Raw genomic sequence first — 18,414 nt, 5'->3', positions numbered from 1 at the left:
CCTCCTGCCAGCAGCTCGCCGCCCCGAACGGGCCCTGCGTGGCTGCCATGACCCCGGGGTCCGGACGTGGCCTACAGCAACCCTTAGAGCATTGAAGAAGAACAGCATGCGCACACTGACGATTGAACCCCTGACCAAAGAAGCCTTCGCCCCTTTCGGAGACGTGATCGAAACCGACGGCAGCGACCACTTCATGATCAACAATGGTTCGACCATGCGCTTTCACCGCCTGGCGACGGTCGAGACCGCCCAGCCGGAAGATCAGGCGATCATCAGCATCTTCCGCGCCGACGCGCTGGACATGCCGCTGACCATCCGCATGCTGGAACGCCATCCGCTGGGCAGCCAAGCCTTCATCCCGCTGCTCGGCAACTCCTTTCTGATCGTGGTCGCGCCCGTTGGCGATGCACCTGTATCGGGTCTGGTCCGCGCCTTTGTCAGTAATGGCAGGCAGGGCATCAATTACCATCGCGGCGTCTGGCACCACCCGGTGCTGACGATCGAAAAGCGGGATGACTTCCTGGTGGTTGATCGCAGTGGCTCCGGCAACAACTGCGATGAGCATTTCTTCAAAGAGGATGAGCGTTTGATCCTCGCCCCCCACCAATAAGAGAAGGCTCGATCACCTGACAACAAGGGTGACGGGCATGAGGTAAAGACTGTGGAAGCACATCTGTTTGAATGGCTCAACCTGAGCGTGCGCTGGATACACATGATCACGGGTGTGGCCTGGATCGGCGCATCGTTCTATTTCGTCTGGCTGGAGAACAACCTCAATCGCACCAACCCGGGGAACGGCCTGTCCGGTGATCTCTGGGCGATCCACGGCGGCGGCATCTACCACCTGGAGAAATACAAGCTGGCGCCCCCCTCGATGCCGGAGAACCTGCACTGGTTCAAGTGGGAGGCCTATTTCACCTGGATGTCGGGGATTGCCCTGCTGTGCCTGGTGTTCTACTGGAATCCGACCCTGTACCTGCTGGCTCCCGGCAGCACCCTGAGCGGTGGTGAAGGTATCGCCATCGGTGTCGGCTCGCTGATCGCCGGCTGGTTCATCTACGACTTCCTGTGCGACTCGCCATTGGGCAAGCATCCTGCGCTGCTGGGCCTGGTGTTGTTCGTGCTGATCATCGCCGCCTGCTTCGGCTTCAGCCAGGTGTTCAGCGGTCGCGGCGCCTACCTGCACACTGGCGCGATCATCGGCACCATCATGGTGGGCAACGTGTTCCGCATCATCATGCCGGCCCAGCGCCAGCTGGTGGCGGCCATCGAAGCCAACCAGACCCCGGACCCGGTGCTGCCGGCCAAGGGCCTGCTGCGCTCGCGCCACAACAACTACTTCACCCTGCCAGTGCTGTTCATCATGATCAGCAACCACTTTCCGAGTACCTACGGCAGCCAGTACAACTGGCTGATCCTGGCCGGTATCGCCGTGGCAGCGGTGTTGGTACGCCACTACTTCAACACCCGCCATGACAGCCACAAGTTCGCCTGGACCCTGCCCGTCGCGGCGCTGGGCATGATCTGCCTGGCCTATGTGACAGGCCCGACGCCGACGACCAGCGCGCCGGAAGTGGCCAAGACCCCCGCCAGTATCGAGTACCAGCCACTGCCGGAAACCGCCCTGGGCGGTGGTGCCAAGCCAGCTGTCCAGGCTCCCGCACCGGCACCTGCCGCCAGTGCGCCGACCCAGGCGGCCAGCGGTGGTGCGAACTTCGACAAGGTCCATAGCGTGATCCAGGAGCGTTGCGCGGTCTGTCACTCGGCCAAGCCCACCAGCCCGCTGTTCAGTGCCGCGCCCGCCGGGGTGATGTTCGATACCCCCGAACAGATCCGCCTGCAAGCGGCACGTATCCAGGCCCAGGCCGTCGCCAGCCAGATCATGCCGCTGGGCAACATCACCCAGATGACCCAGCAGGAGCGTGAACTGATCGGCGCCTGGATCGCCCAGGGAGCCCAGACCAACTGATCAGCGCCTGACGCCAGGCCGCTCGGCGAGCAGGCTCGCCTCTACAGGAACGTTGCCCTGTGTAGAGGCGGGCCTGTTCACCATCGGCCGATCATGATTTGCCTGTAGCTGCATACCACCACGCGCATGACGCGGTGGCTAAATCACAAGAATAAAAAGATCCGAGGTGTTGCATGTCCGATTCATCCGAACAGTGCGTCCCCGATGCGCCCGCCATTCAGCGCCTGCCTTTCCTGCAGCTGATCCTGGTTGGCTTGCAGCATGTCTTGCTGATGTATGGCGGTGCGATTGCGGTTCCACTGATCATCGGACAGGCCGCTGGCCTGAGTCGTGAAGAAATCGCCTTCCTGATCAACGCCGACCTGTTGGTGGCTGGCATCGCCACCATCGTCCAGTCGTTCGGCATCGGCCCCATGGGCATCCGCATGCCGGTGATGATGGGGGCCAGTTTCGCTGCCGTGGGCAGCATGGTCGCCATGGCCGGAATGCCCGGCATCGGCCTGCAGGGCATCTTCGGCGCCACCATCGCCGCCGGTTTCTTCGGCATGCTGATCGCGCCCTTCATGTCCAAGGTGGTGCGTTTCTTCCCGCCCCTGGTCACCGGCACCGTGATCACCTCGATCGGCCTGTCGCTGTTCCCCGTGGCAGTGAACTGGGCCGGTGGCGGCGGCACTTCGGCACAGTTCGGCTCCCCCATCTACCTCGCCGTTGCCGGCCTGGTGCTGGGCACCATCCTGCTGATCCACCGTTTCATGCGGGGTTTCTGGGTAAACATTTCCGTGCTGATCGGCATGGGCCTGGGCTACGTGCTGTGCGGGCTGATCGGCATGGTCGACCTCGGTGGCCTGGCCCAGGCTCCCTGGTTGCAGGTGGTGACACCCCTGCACTTCGGCATGCCGCAGTTCAACCTCGCGCCCATCCTGTCCATGTGCCTGGTGGTGGTGATCATCTTCGTGGAGTCCACCGGCATGTTCCTCGCCCTGGGCAAGATCACCGGCCAGGAAGTTACCCCGCGCATGCTGCGCCGCGGCCTGTTGTGCGATGCCGGCGCTTCGTTCTTCGCCGGATTCCTCAATACGTTCACTCACTCCTCCTTCGCCCAGAATATCGGCCTGGTGCAGATGACCGGGGTCCGCTGCCGCTCCGTGACCATGGTCGCCGGCGGCCTGCTGATCCTTCTCAGCCTGCTGCCCAAGGCCGCCTACCTGGTGGCGTCGATTCCACCGGCGGTGCTGGGCGGCGCGGCCATCGCGATGTTCGGCATGGTGGCGGCCACCGGGATCAAGATCCTCCAGGAAGCCGACATTGCCGACCGGCGCAACCAATTGCTGGTGGCGGTAAGCATCGGCATGGGCTTGATCCCGGTGGTGCGTCCGGAGTTTTTCGCCCACCTGCCCCTGTGGATGAGCCCCATTACCCATAGCGGCATCGCCATGGCGACCTTGAGCGCCCTGCTGCTGAACTTGCTGTTCAACATCCTCGGCGGCGCCGAGCGGGCAGGCGGCAGCTCCCGGCAAGCCCACCAGCACTGAACCTGACCCGGGCGCCGTGGCGGCACCCGGGCCTTGCATCACCTTGACCTGATACCGCGGCGGCGCCTCGACCTGGGCCCGCCGCCTGCAACCGCTGCGCCTTGACAATAAGAACAAGCAGGGAGCAACACCATGCAGACTGTCCGCTGTCATCCAGTGGCCCCCATTCGCCGGACGCCTCGCGGCAAGGCCGGTACCGGGCATCCATCCGCCATTACCCATCTTTGCAAGCCGGTGACCAGACCTTGCACCCGGCCTGCCCCTAAGTGGCTGCAAGTACAGCGCTGCGCTGTACTTGAGCCCCGCCGTGGGAGCCAGTATTCTCCGCGGCCGCGCAACTCCGAGGTAAAAAAAAGCCCGGATGAAAAACCTGACCTGAAAGCCAACTTATTCCGGCCCAGGCAGGCACCAAGGCGCAGGAATCAATGCACAAGAACCCTCTCCCGACTGTATCGCTACAGCCGGGTGGTGGTTCTTTCGCTTTTTTCGGCCTTGCCACAGCAGCCGTCAAAAGCGGCCGAGCTGAGCGATCGGACAGTGTTCGAAGCAACGAAAAAAGGCGCCACACCAGAGCGCCAGACCAAAAAAAATATTGAAACACCTACTTTGGGAGCAACCGAATGAAATCTGTGAGCACACGCCTGATGCTGGCCGCCGGGCTGCTGGCGGGGAGCCAGGCCATGGCCGGGGACCTGCTGCAATGGCAGAACAACAGCCTGACCTACCTGTACGGCAAGGACTTCAAGATCAACCCGCAGATCCAGCAGACCGTGACCTTCGAGCACGCCGACGCCTGGAAGTACGGGGACAATTTCTTCTTCCTCGACCGCATCTTCTACAACGGCAAGAAAGACGGCAACGTGGGCCCCAATACCTACTATGGCGAGTTCACCCCGCGCCTGTCGTTCGGCAAGATCTTCGACCAGAAGCTGGAGTTCGGCCCGATCAAGGATGTGCTCCTGGCCTTCACCTATGAATTCGGCGAAGGCGACAACGAGTCCTACCTGGTCGGCCCCGGTTTCGACCTGGCGGTACCCGGCTTCGATTACTTCCAGATCAACTTCTATCAGCGCCACACCGAAGGCAGTCGTGCAGGCGACAACGTCTGGCAGATCACCCCGGTATGGTCCTACACCATTCCCGTGGGCAGTTCGGACATCCTGATCGACGGCTACATGGACTGGGTCGTGGACAACGACCGCAATGCCAAGGGCACCTACCACGCCAACCTGCACTTCAATCCGCAGGTCAAGTACGACCTGGGCAAGGCATTGAACTGGGGCGCCAAGCAGTTGTACGTCGGCTTTGAATACGACTACTGGAAGAACAAGTACGGCGTCGAGGACTCCCGAGGGTTCGAGACCAACCAGGACACCGCCAGCCTGCTGGTCAAGTACCACTTCTGACTACTGCTCGCAGTCGCTGCCTCTACCCCGGTGGAGGCAGCGTGCAATACATCTACCCATTCGATAGAACCTCCGCAAAATTCGCAACCATCGATCAACTGGGCAGGCATAACATGCCGTTCATTCCCCCATCGATCAGGAGTTGCCCCATGACCCCACTGCGCAAGGTACTCAGCGTCCATAGCGGCCAACCCGCATCCGACGGCGCCGGAGTGACACTGACCCGAGTCTTCGGAGGCCAGGGCGTCGAACGCTTCGATCCGTTCCTGATGCTCGACGAATTCGGCTCGCAGAACCCCGACGACTACATCGCCGGTTTCCCGCCACACCCACACCGCGGTTTCGAAACCGTGACCTACATGCTCGAAGGTCGCATGCGCCATGAAGACCACCTGGGCAACGTCGGCTTGCTGCAGAGCGGCGGCGTGCAATGGATGACCGCTGCCAGGGGCATCATTCACAGCGAGATGCCGGAACAGGAAGAAGGCGTGATGAGAGGTTTCCAGCTCTGGCTGAACCTGCCAAGCCAACACAAGCTCGACCCGGCCACCTACCGCGATATCCAGCCCCGGGACATTCCCCGGCTGACCACCGCCGACGGCGTCGAAGTCGTGGTGATCGCCGGACACTTCGACGACGGCCAGCGTCAGCAGGTCGGGGCAGTGGAACGGCCCCATACCGAACCTCATTACTTCGACCTGCACCTGCCGGCCGGAACCAGCGTCAGCCCCCATCTGCCGGAGGGGCATCGGGCGCTGCTGTATGTCTACGAAGGGACGATCGAGCTTGCGGGGCATCCGCAGAGTGTGGGCAGCCACCGCCTGGTGCGCCTGTCCGACGCAGGCGAGCTGCGCCTGAACAGCAACGACGGGGCCCGAGTACTGCTGATCGCCGGCAAGCCCCTGGGGGAGCCCGTGGTGCAATACGGGCCTTTCGTGATGAACACCCGGGAAGAAATCGAGCAGGCCTTGCGCGATTTCCGCGATGATCGCCTGACTGCCTGAGGCTCCAGGCCCTGGCGTCAGGCCGGCGCCAGGACCTTGCGCAAACCGAGGAAACGCGCCAATTCCTCGGCCTTGGCCAAGGCATCGCTACGGCCCAGCTCGATCAGTTCGCTGCAGTAGGCAGCCTCGAACAGCAGGTAGCTCAGAACCCCGGCGCCACTGGTGCGAGTTGCCCCAGGCCCGCGCAGGAACAAACGCAGCGCCGCCGGCAACTCCTGGCGGTGACGCGCAGCAATTTCGTCGATCGGCTGGCTGGGGGCAATCACCAGCACTTCCACCGGGGCGATGCCCAAGCCACGCTCGGTGGCACCTCCCGGGACCAGCCGAGTGAAGTGATTGAGCCGCTCCAGCAGCTCGATATCGCTTTCCAGGCTGTCGATGAAGGTGCTGTTGAGCATGTGGCCGCCAATCTGCGCCAGGGTGGGCTCCTGCCCGGTGTAGGTACGCGGCATGACGTTTTGCGGATCATTGCCTCGCGGGTTGCCACTGACGCCCACCACCAGGACCCGGCTGGCGCCCAGGTGCAGGGCCGGGCTGATGGGCGCCGACTGGCGAACCGCACCATCGCCGAAATACTCCTCGTCCAGCTTCACCGGAGCGAACAGCAGCGGGATGGCCGAGCTGGCCAGCAGGTGATCCACCGTCAGGCGAGTGGGCAGGCCGATCCGCCGATGCCGCAGCCAGGGATCGATCAAGCCGCCACCTTGATAGAAGGTCACCGCCTGGCCGGATTCATAACCGAAGGCCGTAACCGCCACCGCATGCAACTGGCCCTGGGCGATAGCCTCGCCAATCCCTGAAAACTGCATGTGCTGGTTGAGCAAGTCGCGCAGTGGCGAACTGTTGATCAGCGCCACCGGCACCTGTGCCCCGAGGCCCAGCAGGCTGTGGCCGACGAAGCGGCTGGCCTGGCGAATCACCCCGGGCCAATCGCTGCGCATCACCTGATGGCTGCGAAAGTTGCCCCAGAAGTTCGTGAGGCGCTCGATCGCCGCCGAGAAATTACTGGCGCCACTGGCCAGGCTCACCGCATTGATGGCCCCGGCCGATGTACCGACGATCACTGGAAACGGATTGCGCGCGCCGGGGCCCAGCAGTTCGGCGATCGCCGACAGCACACCCACCTGATAGGCCGCCCGGGCTCCACCACCGGAAAGAATCAAACCTGTGACCGGTTGCACCGCACTCATCCATTCTCTCCATCCATGACGCCCAGGGGCCGTTAAGTCAGTGCCGGGGGATCAGCCGCGCTTCGGATACAGCCTGGGCTCGCCAGGGGGACGGCTCTTGAAGCGCCGGTGGGCCCACAGGTACTGCTCGGGGCAGGCACGCAGGGCATGCTCGACCCATTGATTGATCCGCAGGCAATCCTCTTGCTCGCTGGCGCCCGGAAAATCCGTCAAGGGTGGGTGGATCACCAGGCGATAGCCGCTGCCATCGGCCAGGCGCTCCTGGGTGAACGGCACCACCAGCGCCTTGCCCAGGCGGGCGAACTTGGTGGTGGCGGTGACCGTCGCGGCCTGGATGCCGAACAGTGGCACGAACAGGCTCTGCTTGGCACCGTAGTCCTGGTCCGGCGCGTACCAGATGGCCCGGCCGGAACGCAGCAGCTTGAGCATGCCACGTACGTCATCACGCTCCACGGCAAGGGAGTCGAGGTTGTGCCGCTCGCGGCCACGACGCTGGATGAAGTCGAACAGGGGGTTCTTGTGCTCGCGGTACATGCCATCGATGGTGTGCTGCTGGCCCAGCAGCGCCGCACCGATTTCCAGGGTGGTGAAGTGCAGGGCCATGAGGATCACTCCCCTTCCTTCACGCTGGGCCTGCTGCAGGTGCTCCAGCCCCTCGACATGCGCCAGGCGCGCCAGGCGCGGCTTGGACCACCACCAGCTCATGGCCATTTCGAAGAAGGCGATCCCGGTGGACGCGAAGTTCTCCTTGAGCAGGCGCTTGCGTTCCTGGGCGGACTTTTCTGGAAAGCACAGTTCCAGGTTGCGCTGGGCGATCCGCCGGCGCTCACCGGCGACCCGATACATCAGGGCCCCCAGGACACGACCGATCTGCAGCAATAAAGGATAGGGCAACTGGACAACCAGCCATAACACTGCGAGCCCCAGCCACAACGGCCAGAAACGCGGATACAGAAATGCAGCTCGAAAACGCGGGCGATCCATTACAGATTCCGGACAGACAACAAGGTCGCGCATTCTACAACGGTTCGACCTGGCTTGCGGCCCGGGGGCGTTCTCGTTATAAGTCTCGGCACTTTTAGCGACAAGCCGCCTTCTGCAGACCATGAGCCAAACCGAATTGCTAGACCAAGATCCTGTCTTCCAGTTAAAGGGCAGCATGCTCGCCATCACGGTGCTGGAACTGGCCCGCAACGACCTGGAAGGCCTCGATCGCCAACTGGCCGCCAAGGTGGCCCAGGCGCCCAATTTCTTCAGCAACGCTCCCCTGGTGCTGGCGCTGGACAAACTGCCCGCCGCCGAAGGCTCGGTGGATCTGCCCGGCCTGATGCGCGTGTGCCGCCAGCACGGGCTGCGGACCCTGGCCATCCGCGCCAGCCGCATCGAGGACATCGCCGCGGCGATCGCTGTCGACTTGCCGGTCCTGCCACCTTCCGGAGCCAGGGAGCGTCCGCTCGACCCACCGGAAAGCGAAGTCCGCAAGATTCCGGAAAAACCTCCCGAACCCACCGTCAAGCCAACCCGCATCATCACCTCACCGGTACGCGGCGGTCAGCAGATCTATGCCCAGGGTGGCGATCTGGTAGTAGTGTCCTCGGTCAGTCCCGGCGCGGAACTTCTCGCCGATGGCAATATCCATGTATACGGCCCAATGCGTGGCCGGGCCCTGGCTGGCGTCAAGGGTGACACCAAGGCACGGATTTTCTGCCAGCAACTGAGTGCCGAACTGATTTCCATCGCCGGCCAGTACAAGGTCTCCGAAGACCTGCGGCGCGACCCCTTGTGGGGCTCCGGAGTCCAGGTCAGCCTGTCGGGTGACGTGTTGAACATCACACGTCTTTAACGGATACTGCCGCATTTTCCAAGCATCTCTAAAACGTAGCGAATACGGCTCAAACGAAGTGGGAAATTGGCAATAAGCAGCGTTTATCGAGGATAAATCCTGCCACTGACCGAGCTCCAGCCAAGGCTGTCCGACTGCAGTAGTTTTCAAGAGATGTTTTTCAGGGACCCAAAGTCCTTTTTCCTTAGGGGTGAAACACCTTGGCCAAGATTCTCGTTGTTACATCCGGCAAGGGTGGTGTGGGTAAAACCACCACCAGCGCCGCTATCGGTACCGGCCTCGCTCTGCGTGGCCACAAGACAGTCATCGTCGACTTCGACGTCGGCTTGCGTAACCTCGACCTGATCATGGGCTGCGAGCGTCGCGTGGTGTATGACTTCGTCAACGTGGTGAACGGCGAAGCCAACCTGCAACAGGCCCTGATCAAAGACAAGCGCCTGGAAAACCTCTACGTGCTGGCCGCCAGCCAGACCCGCGACAAGGATGCCCTGACCCAGGAAGGCGTGGAAAAGGTCCTGATGGAGCTCAAGGAAACCTTCGACTTCGTGGTCTGCGACTCCCCGGCCGGCATCGAGAAAGGTGCTCACCTGGCCATGTACTTCGCCGACGAAGCCATCGTCGTGACCAACCCTGAAGTGTCCTCGGTCCGTGACTCCGACCGCATGCTGGGCCTGCTGGCCAGCAAGTCGCGCCGGGCGGAAAAGGGCGAGGACCCGATCCAGGAACACCTGCTGATCACCCGCTACCACCCCGAGCGCGTCGAAAAGGGCGAGATGCTCGGCGTCGAAGACGTCAAGGAAATCCTCGCCGTTCGCCTGCTGGGCGTGATTCCGGAGTCCCAGGCAGTGCTCAAGGCCTCCAACCAGGGTATCCCAGTCATCCTCGACGACCAGAGCGATGCCGGCCAAGCCTACAGCGATACCGTCGATCGCTTGCTGGGCAAGGAAAAAGAACACCGGTTCCTGAATGTCGAGAAGAAGGGATTCTTCGAGCGCCTGTTTGGAGGTAGATAATGAATCTTTTTGACTTCTTTCGTGCCAGCAAAAAGGTCAGTACCGCGTCGGTAGCGAAAGAGCGTCTACAGATCATCGTGGCGCATGAACGTGGCCAGCGCAGCACTCCCGATTACTTGCCCGCCTTGCAGAAGGAACTGGTGGAAGTGATCCGCAAGTACGTCAATATCGGGTCCGACGATGTGCATGTCGCTCTGGAAAACCAGGGCAGCTGCTCGATTCTGGAACTCAACATCACCTTGCCTGATCGCTGATCGACCAGGCGGTAACCACGGCGGCTCGGGAGCCTCATGCATGCATGGAGCTTCCGAGCCGCCGTTGGCGTTTGTTACGAGACTGTTTTAATGCCGTTGTCCAATATCCACATCCTGCACCAGGACGCCGCCGTTCTGGTGGTGAACAAACCCACCCTGCTGCTTTCAGTGCCTGGTCGCGCTGATGACAACAAGGACTGCCTGATTACCCGCCTGCAGGAAAACGGGTATCCCGAAGCCCGTATCGTCCATCGACTGGACTGGGAAACCTCGGGGATCATTCTCCTGGCCCGCGATCCGGACACTCATCGCGAGCTGTCCCGGCAGTTTCACGACCGCGAGACCGAGAAGGCCTACACCGCCCTGTGCTGGGGCCAGCCGGAGCTGGACAGTGGCAGCATCGACCTGCCCCTGCGCTACGACCCGCCCACCAAGCCACGGCACGTGGTGGACCACGAGCAGGGCAAGCACGCCCTGACCTTCTGGCGGGTGCTGGAACGCTGCGGCGACTGGTGCCGGGTCGAGCTGACCCCCATCACCGGCCGCTCCCACCAGCTACGAGTCCACATGCTATCGATCGGCCATCCGTTGCTGGGTGACGGCCTCTATGCACACCCACAAGCCCTGGCCGCCTGGCCGCGCCTGTGCCTGCATGCCAGCATGCTCAGCTTCACCCACCCCCAGACCGGTGAACGCCTGCGCTTCGAATGCGCCGCGCCCTTCTAGAACACCAGATCAATCCTGCGCCTACCCAGTAGTAAGGACACTCGAATCGATGACGTTTTCAGCAGTACAGCCGTCCCCGCACGCCCCCGTAAAAGCCCCGCAACAACTGCTCTACCTGGTCTACGGGGGCAACGCGGTCTACCGGCGCGAGGTCAAGTTCAGCATTCTCACCGCCCTCAGCCATTTGAAGGGCAACGAGCAGCTCTGCATCAGGATCATGACCGACCGACCGCAGGACTACGATGGCTGGCCCGTGGAAACCGTCGTCCTGGATGAACAGACCCTGCATCAATGGCAAGGCCAGAATGGCTACCCCCATCGGCGCAAGGCCTGCGCCATTGCCAGTGGCTTGAAACTCGCTGAGAAAACCCTGTTCGTAGACACCGACACCCTGTTCCTGAAGAGTCCGATGCTGCTGCTCAAGCAGATCCGTCCCCAGCACTACCTGATGGACTGCTTCGAATATCACTGGCGGGACGTCAGCTCGCGCCAGGTCTACCAGAAGCTCGGCCAATGCCTGAAACCTCACGGCATCGAGCCCGACAGCGACTTCAGGCTCTACAACAGCGGGTTGTGCGGACTCACCGATAGCGACGCCTCGATGCTGGAAACAGCCATCGAAATGATCGACGAGTGGACCCGGGACTCCTACGACATCCACACCATCGAACAAGTCGCGCTGTCCTTCACCATGCGGGGCAAGCCGGTACAGGAAGCCCGGAAGCACGTTTATCACTACTTCGCGGCAAAACGCTTCTTCCATGCCATGCAGGCCCATTTCTTCTCCCTGCATGGCGAGGCCTACCGCCCCGAGCTGATTGCCCTGTGCCAGGAAATGCCGCGTCAAAAGCCCTTGCCGCACCTGTGGCAACGACTGCGGATCAAGTGGCAGTTGCGCCGGCTCAAGGGAGGCCAGAAAAAAATCGGCCGCGACGTTCTCTACGGCAGCTCGCTGCCCGATACGCCTTATCACTCGGCCTGCAAACACGCCTGGTGGGAGTGCGCTTCCCGTGAGATCGGTCGCTGGGACGAACAACAGCAGCAACCCCTGCTGACCCTGGAAGACGGCACCTGGCCGGAACACCTGCCACGCCCCAACTGCCCCGAAGACCGGCGGGCCATCCTCAACTACCTGCGCCAACCCATCGCCTGAACGATCTGCCAAGTCGTCCTGCAAGGGCTGGGCAAGCCCCATCGCACACGCTTGCCCATTGCCCTGGCCCAATACGTTAAACTCGCGCCACTGCTGTCTGGAGCTACTTATGCGCGAAGAGTTGAACCAAGGCCTGATCGACTTCCTCAAGGCCTCCCCTACCCCTTTCCATGCCACTGCCAGCCTGGTTCAACGCCTGGAGGCAGCGGGCTACCAGCGCCTGGACGAGCGCGAGCCCTGGACCACCGAAGCCAACGGCCGCTACTACGTCACCCGCAACGACTCCTCCATCGTCGCCATCAAGCTGGGTCGACACTCTCCACTGCTGGCTGGCATCCGCATGGTCGGCGCCCATACCGACAGCCCGTGCCTGCGGGTCAAGCCCCAGCCGGAACTGCAGCGCCAGGGCTTCTGGCAGCTGGGCGTGGAAGTCTACGGCGGCGCGCTGCTGGCCCCCTGGTTCGACCGCGACCTGTCCCTGGCCGGGCGAGTGACGTTCCGTCGCGATGGCAAGGTCGAAAGCCAGCTGATCGACTTCAAGGCACCGATCGCGATCATTCCCAACCTGGCCATCCACCTCAACCGTGAAGCCAACCAGGGCTGGGCGATCAACGCGCAGAACGAACTGCCACCGATCCTCGCCCAGTTCGCCGGCGACGAGCGCGTGGACTTCCGCGCCGTACTGACCGACCAGCTGGCCCGCGAGCACGGCCTCAACGCCGACGTGGTGCTGGACTACGAACTGAGCTTCTACGACACCCAGGGCGCGGCAGTGATCGGCCTGCACGAGGACTTCATCGCCGGCGCACGCCTGGACAACCTGATGTCCTGCTACGCCGGCCTGCAAGCCCTGCTCAATGCCGACAGCGAAGAAACCTGCGTACTGGTGTGCAACGACCACGAGGAAGTCGGTTCCTGCTCGGCCTGCGGCGCCGACGGCCCGATGCTCGAGCAGACCCTGCGCCGCCTGCTGCCCGAGGGCGACGAGTTCGTGCGGACCATCCAGAAATCGCTGCTGATCTCCGCCGACAACGCCCACGGGGTCCACCCCAACTATGCCGACAAGCACGATGTCAATCATGGCCCCAAGCTCAATGCCGGGCCGGTGATCAAGGTCAACAGCAACCAGCGCTACGCCACCAACAGCGAAACCGCCGGTTTCTTCCGCCACCTGTGCATGGCCGAAGAAGTCCCGGTCCAGAGTTTCGTGGTGCGCAGCGACATGGGTTGCGGCTCGACCATCGGCCCCATCACGGCCAGCCACCTGGGAGTGCGGACCGTGGACATCGGCCTGCCGACCTTCGCCATGCATTCGATCCGCGAACTGTGCGGCAGCCATGACCTGGCGCACCTGGTCAAGGTACTGGGCGCGTTCTACGCGAGCCACGAACTGCCTTGAACGCACGCTTCTGATGCCCTGGAAACAGGCGGCAAGCCGCCTGTTGCTGATGCATATCACCATCGTTAGCGACAAAACGACCTAGACTTATAAGCATTCCTTCTGAGGAGGCCATTGCCATGATCTCGATGTCTTCATTCCATGCCATGCTCGTGCCGATCCTCATAGGCATGCTCCTGCTGGCCATCGGCTTCAATTTCCGCGACAAGAACGTGGGCGTGTTCAGCATGTGGATCGGCATGCTGCTGATCCTCGGCACCGTGGTCTACAAGATCCTGGCCAAGCTCGCGGAATAAATGCAGCGCTCGCCCTCGCATTGAATTTGGCGGCCTCGTACACTCGGTCGACCCGCATTCGTTCCGAGGTTGACCGCCCAGTGTTCGCTCGTCTTTTCGCCCTGCCCTGCTATGTGCTCGTCTGCCTGCTGGCCCTCTTGCCCCTGAACAGCGCCCACGCCGTGGGCCTGCCTGGCCTGCTGGGCACTCAGCCCAAGGCGCAGCCACAGGCCGAAGAGCCGCTGGGGCAATCCCTGGACGAAGTGATCAAGTCCCTGGAGAACGACCAGCAACGGGGCAAGTTGCTGGCGGACCTCAAGCGCCTGCGCGATACCACGAAAAAGGCCCAGCCCACGCCCGAGGAAGGCGTACTGGGGCTGATCGGCGGCACCCTGTCGACCCTGGAGAAGCAGTTTTCCGGCGCCGACAGCCCCGTGACTCGCTGGACCGACGAGTTCGAGCAGGCCCAGCAGGAGCTGGCGGCCCTGGTACTGCCGGCCAGCCAGTGGCTGCCGATCATCTTCGCCTTTGCCCTGATCCTCATGGTCTGGAGCCTGCTGGCGGCCGCGCTGATCTGGCTCAGCCACCGTGTGCGCCTGCGCTTCGGCCTCACCGAGGATCTGCCCCAGCACCCCAAGACCTGGGACCTCTTGCGCTTCGCCTTGCGCAAGCTTGGCCCCTGGCTGATCGCGCTGCTGATCACCGTGTACATGACCTACTCCCTGCCCTCGTCACTGGGCAAGGACCTGGCCATGGTCCTGGCCTATGCCCTGGTGGTCGGCACCTGCTTCTCGGCGATCTGCGTGGTGGCGTTTTCGGTGCTCGACGGCCCTCACCGTCATCGCGCCCTGTACATCCTGCGGCGCCAGGCGTTTCGCCCGTTGTGGTGGATCGGCAGCTTCGCCGCCTTCGGCGAGGCCCTGAGCGACCCGCGCATGGTGGCCAGCCTGGGCCAGCACCTGGCCCATACCGCAGCGACGTTCGCCAATGTCATGGCCGCCCTGTCCACCGGGGTGTTCATCCTGCGCTTTCGCCGGCCGATCGCCCACCTGATCCGCAACCAGCCCCTGGGACGGCGCCTGACCCGCCGCGCCTTGAGCGATACCATCGAGATCATCGGTACCTTCTGGTACCTGCCGGCCCTGGTGCTGGTGGGCATCTCGCTGTTCGCCACCTTCGTTTCCGCCGGCGACACCAGCACCGCCCTGCGCCAATCACTGCTATGCACCGTGCTGCTGGTCCTGTGCATGGTGATCAATGGCCTGGTCCGCCGTCACGCCCTGCGCCCGCATCACGGACACAAGCGCCACGCGCTGTATTCCGAACGGCTCAAGGGCTTCTTCTACACCCTGGTCCACCTGACCGTGTGGCTGGCCTTCATCGAACTGGGCCTGCGGGTCTGGGGGATGTCCCTGATCCGCTTCACCGAGGGTGACGGCCATGAAATCAGCGTCAAGCTGTTCAGCCTTGGCGGCACCCTGATCTTTGCCTGGCTGATCTGGATCCTCAGCGACACGGCGGTGCATCACGCGCTGACCCGCTCGCGAAAAGGCCTGGCCAATGCCCGCGCCCAGACCATGATGCCGCTGATCCGCAACGTGCTGTTCGTGGCAATCTTCATCATTGCCACCATCGTCGCCCTGGCCAACATGGGCATGAACGTCACGCCGCTGCTGGCCGGTGCCGGCGTGATCGGCCTGGCCATCGGCTTCGGCGCCCAGTCGCTGGTGGCGGACCTGATCACTGGCCTGTTCATCATCATCGAGGACTCCCTGGCCATCGACGACTACGTGGACGTCGGCGGCCACCTGGGTACCGTCGAAGGCCTGACCATCCGTACCGTGCGCCTGCGCGACATCGACGGCATCGTGCACACCATCCCGTTCAGCGAGATCAAGAGCATCAAGAACTACTCCCGGGAGTTCGGCTACGCCATCTTCCGCGTGGCGATTCCCTACAACATGGAGATCGACGATGCGATCAAGCTGATGCGCGAAGTCGGCCAGAAGATGCGCACCGACCCCTTGCAGCGGCGCAACATCTGGTCGCCCCTGGAGATCCAGGGCGTGGAGAGTTTCGAATCCGGCAGCGCCATCCTGCGGGCGCGCTTCAAGACCGCGCCCATCAAGCAATGGGAAGTGTCCCGGGCCTTCAACCTGTCGCTCAAGCGTCACCTCGACGAGGCCGGGCTCGACCTGGCCACCCCACGCATGAGCGTGCAAGTGATCACCGCCGGCGGTGGAGCCCAGTCAGACAAGTAACACGTACGCCGCGCCTGGCAAGGGCGCGGCCGCGCGCTCCAGGACTGCGGCAGTCACAGGTTCCGATACCCGAACAACACAACAATAATCATGGAGAGGATTTCCTATGCAGCTATCCACTATCGCCCAGGCCTGCCTGGCCGGCGTCCTGGCGCTGTCCGGCCAGGCCGCCCATGCTGTCGACGACAACACCCGGGAACAGGCCCGCCAGTACATTGCCGAGCAGGCCAAGGCCCTGGAGCCGACGCTGCTGGAAACCCGACGCGATATCCACGCCCACCCCGAACTGGGCAATACCGAGCACCGGACCGCGGAGCTCGTAGCCAGGCAATTGCGCGCCCTGGGCCTGGAGGTCAAGACCGGCGTCGCCCGCACCGGCGTCGTGGCGGTGCTCAAGGGCGCCCTGCCCGGTCCCACCGTGGCCCTGCGCGCCGACATGGACGCACTGCCGGTCAAGGAGGTCGCGGACCTGCCGTTCGCCTCCAAGGCCAAGGGGCGCTACCTGGACAAGGAAGTGGACGTCATGCACGCCTGCGGCCACGACGCCCACACGGCCATCCTGCTGAGCACGGCGAAAGTCCTCAATGGCCTGCGCGAACGCCTGCCCGGCACGGTGGTGTTCTACTTCCAACCCGCCGAAGAAGGCCCGAGCGATTTCATCCCCGACGGCAAGAACACCTGGGGCGCGAAGATGATGGTGCAGGAAGGCGTGATGAAATCCCCCCGGCCGGATGCGGTGTTCGGCCTGCATGTCTGGGCCGGGATCCCTGCCGGGCGCATCGCCTACCGCCCTGGCCCGACCCTGGCCAGTTCCGACGACCTACGTATCAGGATCCTCGGCAAGCAGACTCACGCCGGCCGCCCCTGGGACGGCATCGACCCGATCACGGTGGGCGCCCAGGCCATCGTCGGGCTGCAAACCGTGGTCAGCCGCCGCACCGATATCTCGTCGTTCCCCTCGGTGGTGAGCATTGGCACCATCAACGGTGGCACGCGCTACAACATCATCCCCGAGTCGCTGGAGATGACCGGCACCCTGCGTTCCTACGACTACGGCATTCGCCAGAAACTGCACGGCGACGTGCGCCAGACCGTGGAGAAGATCGCCGAAAGCGGCGGTGCCAAGGCCGAGGTGACCATCATCGAGAAGTACGACCCGACCATCAACGATCCGGTCTTGACCGAGAAAATGCTGCCGAGCCTGCGCTGGGCGGCCAAGGACGATGTGGTGCAGGGCCCGCTGGTGAGTGGCGCCGAAGACTTTTCCTTCTATGCCAAGGAGGCGCCGGGGCTATTCGTGTTTCTCGGCGTGACGCCACGGGACCAGGAGATGGCCAAGGCTGCGCCGAACCACAACCCGGGGTTCTTTGTCGACGAATCGGCTCTGGTGGTCGGCGTGCGCACCCTGGCGTCATTGACCACGGACTATCTGCTAGCCGGGGCCAAGCCTTAGGGGGTAGAAACCCTCGGGCCAGCCCGCTCCCGCAAGGGGAGCGGGTTCAGATCACGTCCACGCCGACATGGATCGCATCATGTCGCCAGAACTCCAGATCGCAATCGATCAGCCGCTCGTGCTGGTCGTAGTTGACCCGGGCGATCCGCAGCCCGGGGCTGCCCAGCGAAACCTTCAGGGCCGCCGCCGCTTCGGGCTGCAGCGAAGTGGGCACGATCTCGAAGCGCACCCGCCCGTAATGCAGGTCGTAGTGCCGCGCGTAAAGCTCGGTGATCGACTGGTTCAGGTCCAGATCGAGAATGCCCGGGAAGTACTGCGGATTGAGGTAATGCTCGACATACAGCACCAGGCGCTCGTCGATCCGCCGTACCCGGCAGATCTGGATCACGCTGGACAGGGCCGGGAGTTGCAGCCAGGCGCAGACTGCCGCCGAAGCCGGCAGCAGGCGGGCACTAATGACCTCGGTGGACGGAACCCGGCCCTGGGCGCTGACCATGGCGTGGAAATGACTGCGCTGCATCAGGTTGTAGGCCAGGCGCGGTGGCGAGATGAACCAGCCCCGACGCTCCTCGCGATAGATCTGGCCCTGGGCCTCCAGTTGCAGCAAGGCCTCGCGCACGGTGATCCGAGTGGTGGCGAACAACTCGCTGAGCTTGCGCTCGGCCGGCAGCTTGCTGCCCGGTGCCAGCAAACCGTGGGCGATCTGCTCTTGCAGGACCTGGCCGATGGCTGTCACCGCCTTGGTTGCCTCTGTACGCATCAACGTTACCTATCTGGACTAGACCAGCACTGTTTCAGGGCTTCATGGGGGCCAGGGCGGCCCTCTGCTTCTGCCTGCAAAGCCTAGGCAACACAGATGACTGATATGTGACAGAAGCGCCAAACGGTCTTGCCCGACACCGCATTTTGTCCGCCAGGTCCTTGCAAACAGGGGGG

At 63.1% G+C, this 18,414-nt stretch carries 18 protein-coding genes; 15 read left to right on the top strand and 3 right to left on the bottom strand.

What is annotated here, in order from left to right; genetic code table 11:
- The first annotated feature begins 106 nt into the window (after positions 1 to 106).
- The 6 genes from LGQ10_RS28045 (at position 107) to LGQ10_RS28020 (ending at position 5,911) form a co-directional block, all read left to right on the top strand.
- Positions 107 to 610: an ureidoglycolate lyase gene (locus tag LGQ10_RS28045; protein ID WP_058435082.1), complete on the top strand. Its 504-nt coding sequence runs from the start codon at positions 107 to 109 to the stop codon at positions 608 to 610.
- Positions 611 to 661: 51 nt separating this feature from the next.
- Entirely contained in the window at positions 662 to 1,969 is a 1,308-nt protein-coding gene (locus LGQ10_RS28040; RefSeq protein ID WP_226523829.1) for a urate hydroxylase PuuD, read from the top strand.
- 173 nt (positions 1,970 to 2,142) lie between these two features.
- Positions 2,143 to 3,501: a nucleobase:cation symporter-2 family protein gene (locus LGQ10_RS28035; RefSeq protein ID WP_058435083.1), complete on the top strand. Its 1,359-nt coding sequence runs from the start codon at positions 2,143 to 2,145 to the stop codon at positions 3,499 to 3,501.
- Positions 3,502 to 3,633: 132 nt separating this feature from the next.
- The gene (locus LGQ10_RS28030; protein ID WP_226523828.1) at positions 3,634 to 4,125 is read left to right on the top strand and encodes a hypothetical protein; all 492 of its coding nucleotides are present in this window, start codon (positions 3,634 to 3,636) and stop codon (positions 4,123 to 4,125) included.
- Positions 4,122 to 4,907, top strand: coding sequence for an outer membrane protein OmpK (locus tag LGQ10_RS28025; RefSeq protein WP_226523827.1), 786 nt, complete (start codon positions 4,122 to 4,124; stop codon positions 4,905 to 4,907). The genes LGQ10_RS28030 and LGQ10_RS28025 overlap by 4 nt, the downstream gene beginning before the upstream one ends.
- 149 nt (positions 4,908 to 5,056) lie before the next feature.
- Positions 5,057 to 5,911 (top strand): pirin family protein, encoded by an 855-nt coding sequence (locus tag LGQ10_RS28020; protein WP_226523826.1) that lies wholly within the window; start codon positions 5,057 to 5,059, stop codon positions 5,909 to 5,911.
- A gap of 17 nt (positions 5,912 to 5,928) precedes the next feature.
- Here the strand turns inward: LGQ10_RS28020 and LGQ10_RS28015 are convergent, their stop codons facing one another.
- The gene (locus tag LGQ10_RS28015; protein WP_226523825.1) at positions 5,929 to 7,101 is read right to left on the bottom strand and encodes a patatin-like phospholipase family protein; all 1,173 of its coding nucleotides are present in this window, start codon (positions 7,099 to 7,101) and stop codon (positions 5,929 to 5,931) included.
- Between the two features lie 51 nt (positions 7,102 to 7,152).
- Positions 7,153 to 8,085, bottom strand: coding sequence for a lipid A biosynthesis lauroyl acyltransferase (locus LGQ10_RS28010; protein ID WP_058437985.1), 933 nt, complete (start codon positions 8,083 to 8,085; stop codon positions 7,153 to 7,155).
- Between the two features lie 121 nt (positions 8,086 to 8,206).
- On the opposite strand from LGQ10_RS28010, the gene minC reads away from it, so the two are divergent.
- From minC to LGQ10_RS27965, 9 genes are all read left to right on the top strand, one after another.
- On the top strand, positions 8,207 to 8,944 hold the full coding sequence (gene minC / locus LGQ10_RS28005) for a septum site-determining protein MinC (RefSeq protein WP_058437983.1): 738 nt from the start codon (positions 8,207 to 8,209) through the stop codon (positions 8,942 to 8,944).
- A gap of 200 nt (positions 8,945 to 9,144) precedes the next feature.
- On the top strand, positions 9,145 to 9,957 hold the full coding sequence (gene minD / locus LGQ10_RS28000; RefSeq protein WP_058433395.1) for a septum site-determining protein MinD: 813 nt from the start codon (positions 9,145 to 9,147) through the stop codon (positions 9,955 to 9,957).
- Positions 9,957 to 10,211 (top strand): cell division topological specificity factor MinE, encoded by a 255-nt coding sequence (gene minE / locus LGQ10_RS27995; RefSeq protein ID WP_007898843.1) that lies wholly within the window; start codon positions 9,957 to 9,959, stop codon positions 10,209 to 10,211. The genes minD and minE overlap by 1 nt, the downstream gene beginning before the upstream one ends.
- Positions 10,212 to 10,301: 90 nt before the next feature.
- Positions 10,302 to 10,937 carry an RluA family pseudouridine synthase gene (locus LGQ10_RS27990; RefSeq protein ID WP_226523824.1) on the top strand — a complete coding sequence of 212 codons (636 nt, stop codon included), beginning with the start codon at positions 10,302 to 10,304 and terminating at the stop codon, positions 10,935 to 10,937.
- A 49-nt stretch (positions 10,938 to 10,986) separates the two neighbouring features.
- Complete coding sequence (locus LGQ10_RS27985) at positions 10,987 to 12,090, top strand: hypothetical protein (protein WP_226523823.1); 1,104 nt, start codon at positions 10,987 to 10,989, stop codon at positions 12,088 to 12,090.
- Between the two features lie 109 nt (positions 12,091 to 12,199).
- Positions 12,200 to 13,489 carry a M18 family aminopeptidase gene (locus tag LGQ10_RS27980; protein ID WP_226523822.1) on the top strand — a complete coding sequence of 430 codons (1,290 nt, stop codon included), beginning with the start codon at positions 12,200 to 12,202 and terminating at the stop codon, positions 13,487 to 13,489.
- Between the two features lie 119 nt (positions 13,490 to 13,608).
- Positions 13,609 to 13,785: a hypothetical protein gene (locus tag LGQ10_RS27975; RefSeq protein WP_226523821.1), complete on the top strand. Its 177-nt coding sequence runs from the start codon at positions 13,609 to 13,611 to the stop codon at positions 13,783 to 13,785.
- 80 nt (positions 13,786 to 13,865) lie between these two features.
- A complete protein-coding gene (locus LGQ10_RS27970; RefSeq protein WP_226523820.1) occupies positions 13,866 to 16,025 on the top strand; it encodes a mechanosensitive ion channel family protein in 2,160 nt (719 codons plus the stop codon).
- Positions 16,026 to 16,131: 106 nt separating this feature from the next.
- Complete coding sequence (locus tag LGQ10_RS27965; protein WP_226523819.1) at positions 16,132 to 17,478, top strand: amidohydrolase; 1,347 nt, start codon at positions 16,132 to 16,134, stop codon at positions 17,476 to 17,478.
- A 46-nt stretch (positions 17,479 to 17,524) separates the two neighbouring features.
- Here the strand turns inward: LGQ10_RS27965 and LGQ10_RS27960 are convergent, their stop codons facing one another.
- Complete coding sequence (locus tag LGQ10_RS27960) at positions 17,525 to 18,238, bottom strand: UTRA domain-containing protein (RefSeq protein ID WP_058435768.1); 714 nt, start codon at positions 18,236 to 18,238, stop codon at positions 17,525 to 17,527.
- Between the last annotated feature and the right edge of the window lie 176 nt (positions 18,239 to 18,414).

This window comes from Pseudomonas sp. L5B5 (assembly GCF_020520285.1).
Lineage (GTDB): Bacteria > Pseudomonadota > Gammaproteobacteria > Pseudomonadales > Pseudomonadaceae > Aquipseudomonas.
Note: the sequence above shows the minus strand (reverse complement) of the source record. Positions and strands in the feature narration are given on the sequence as shown.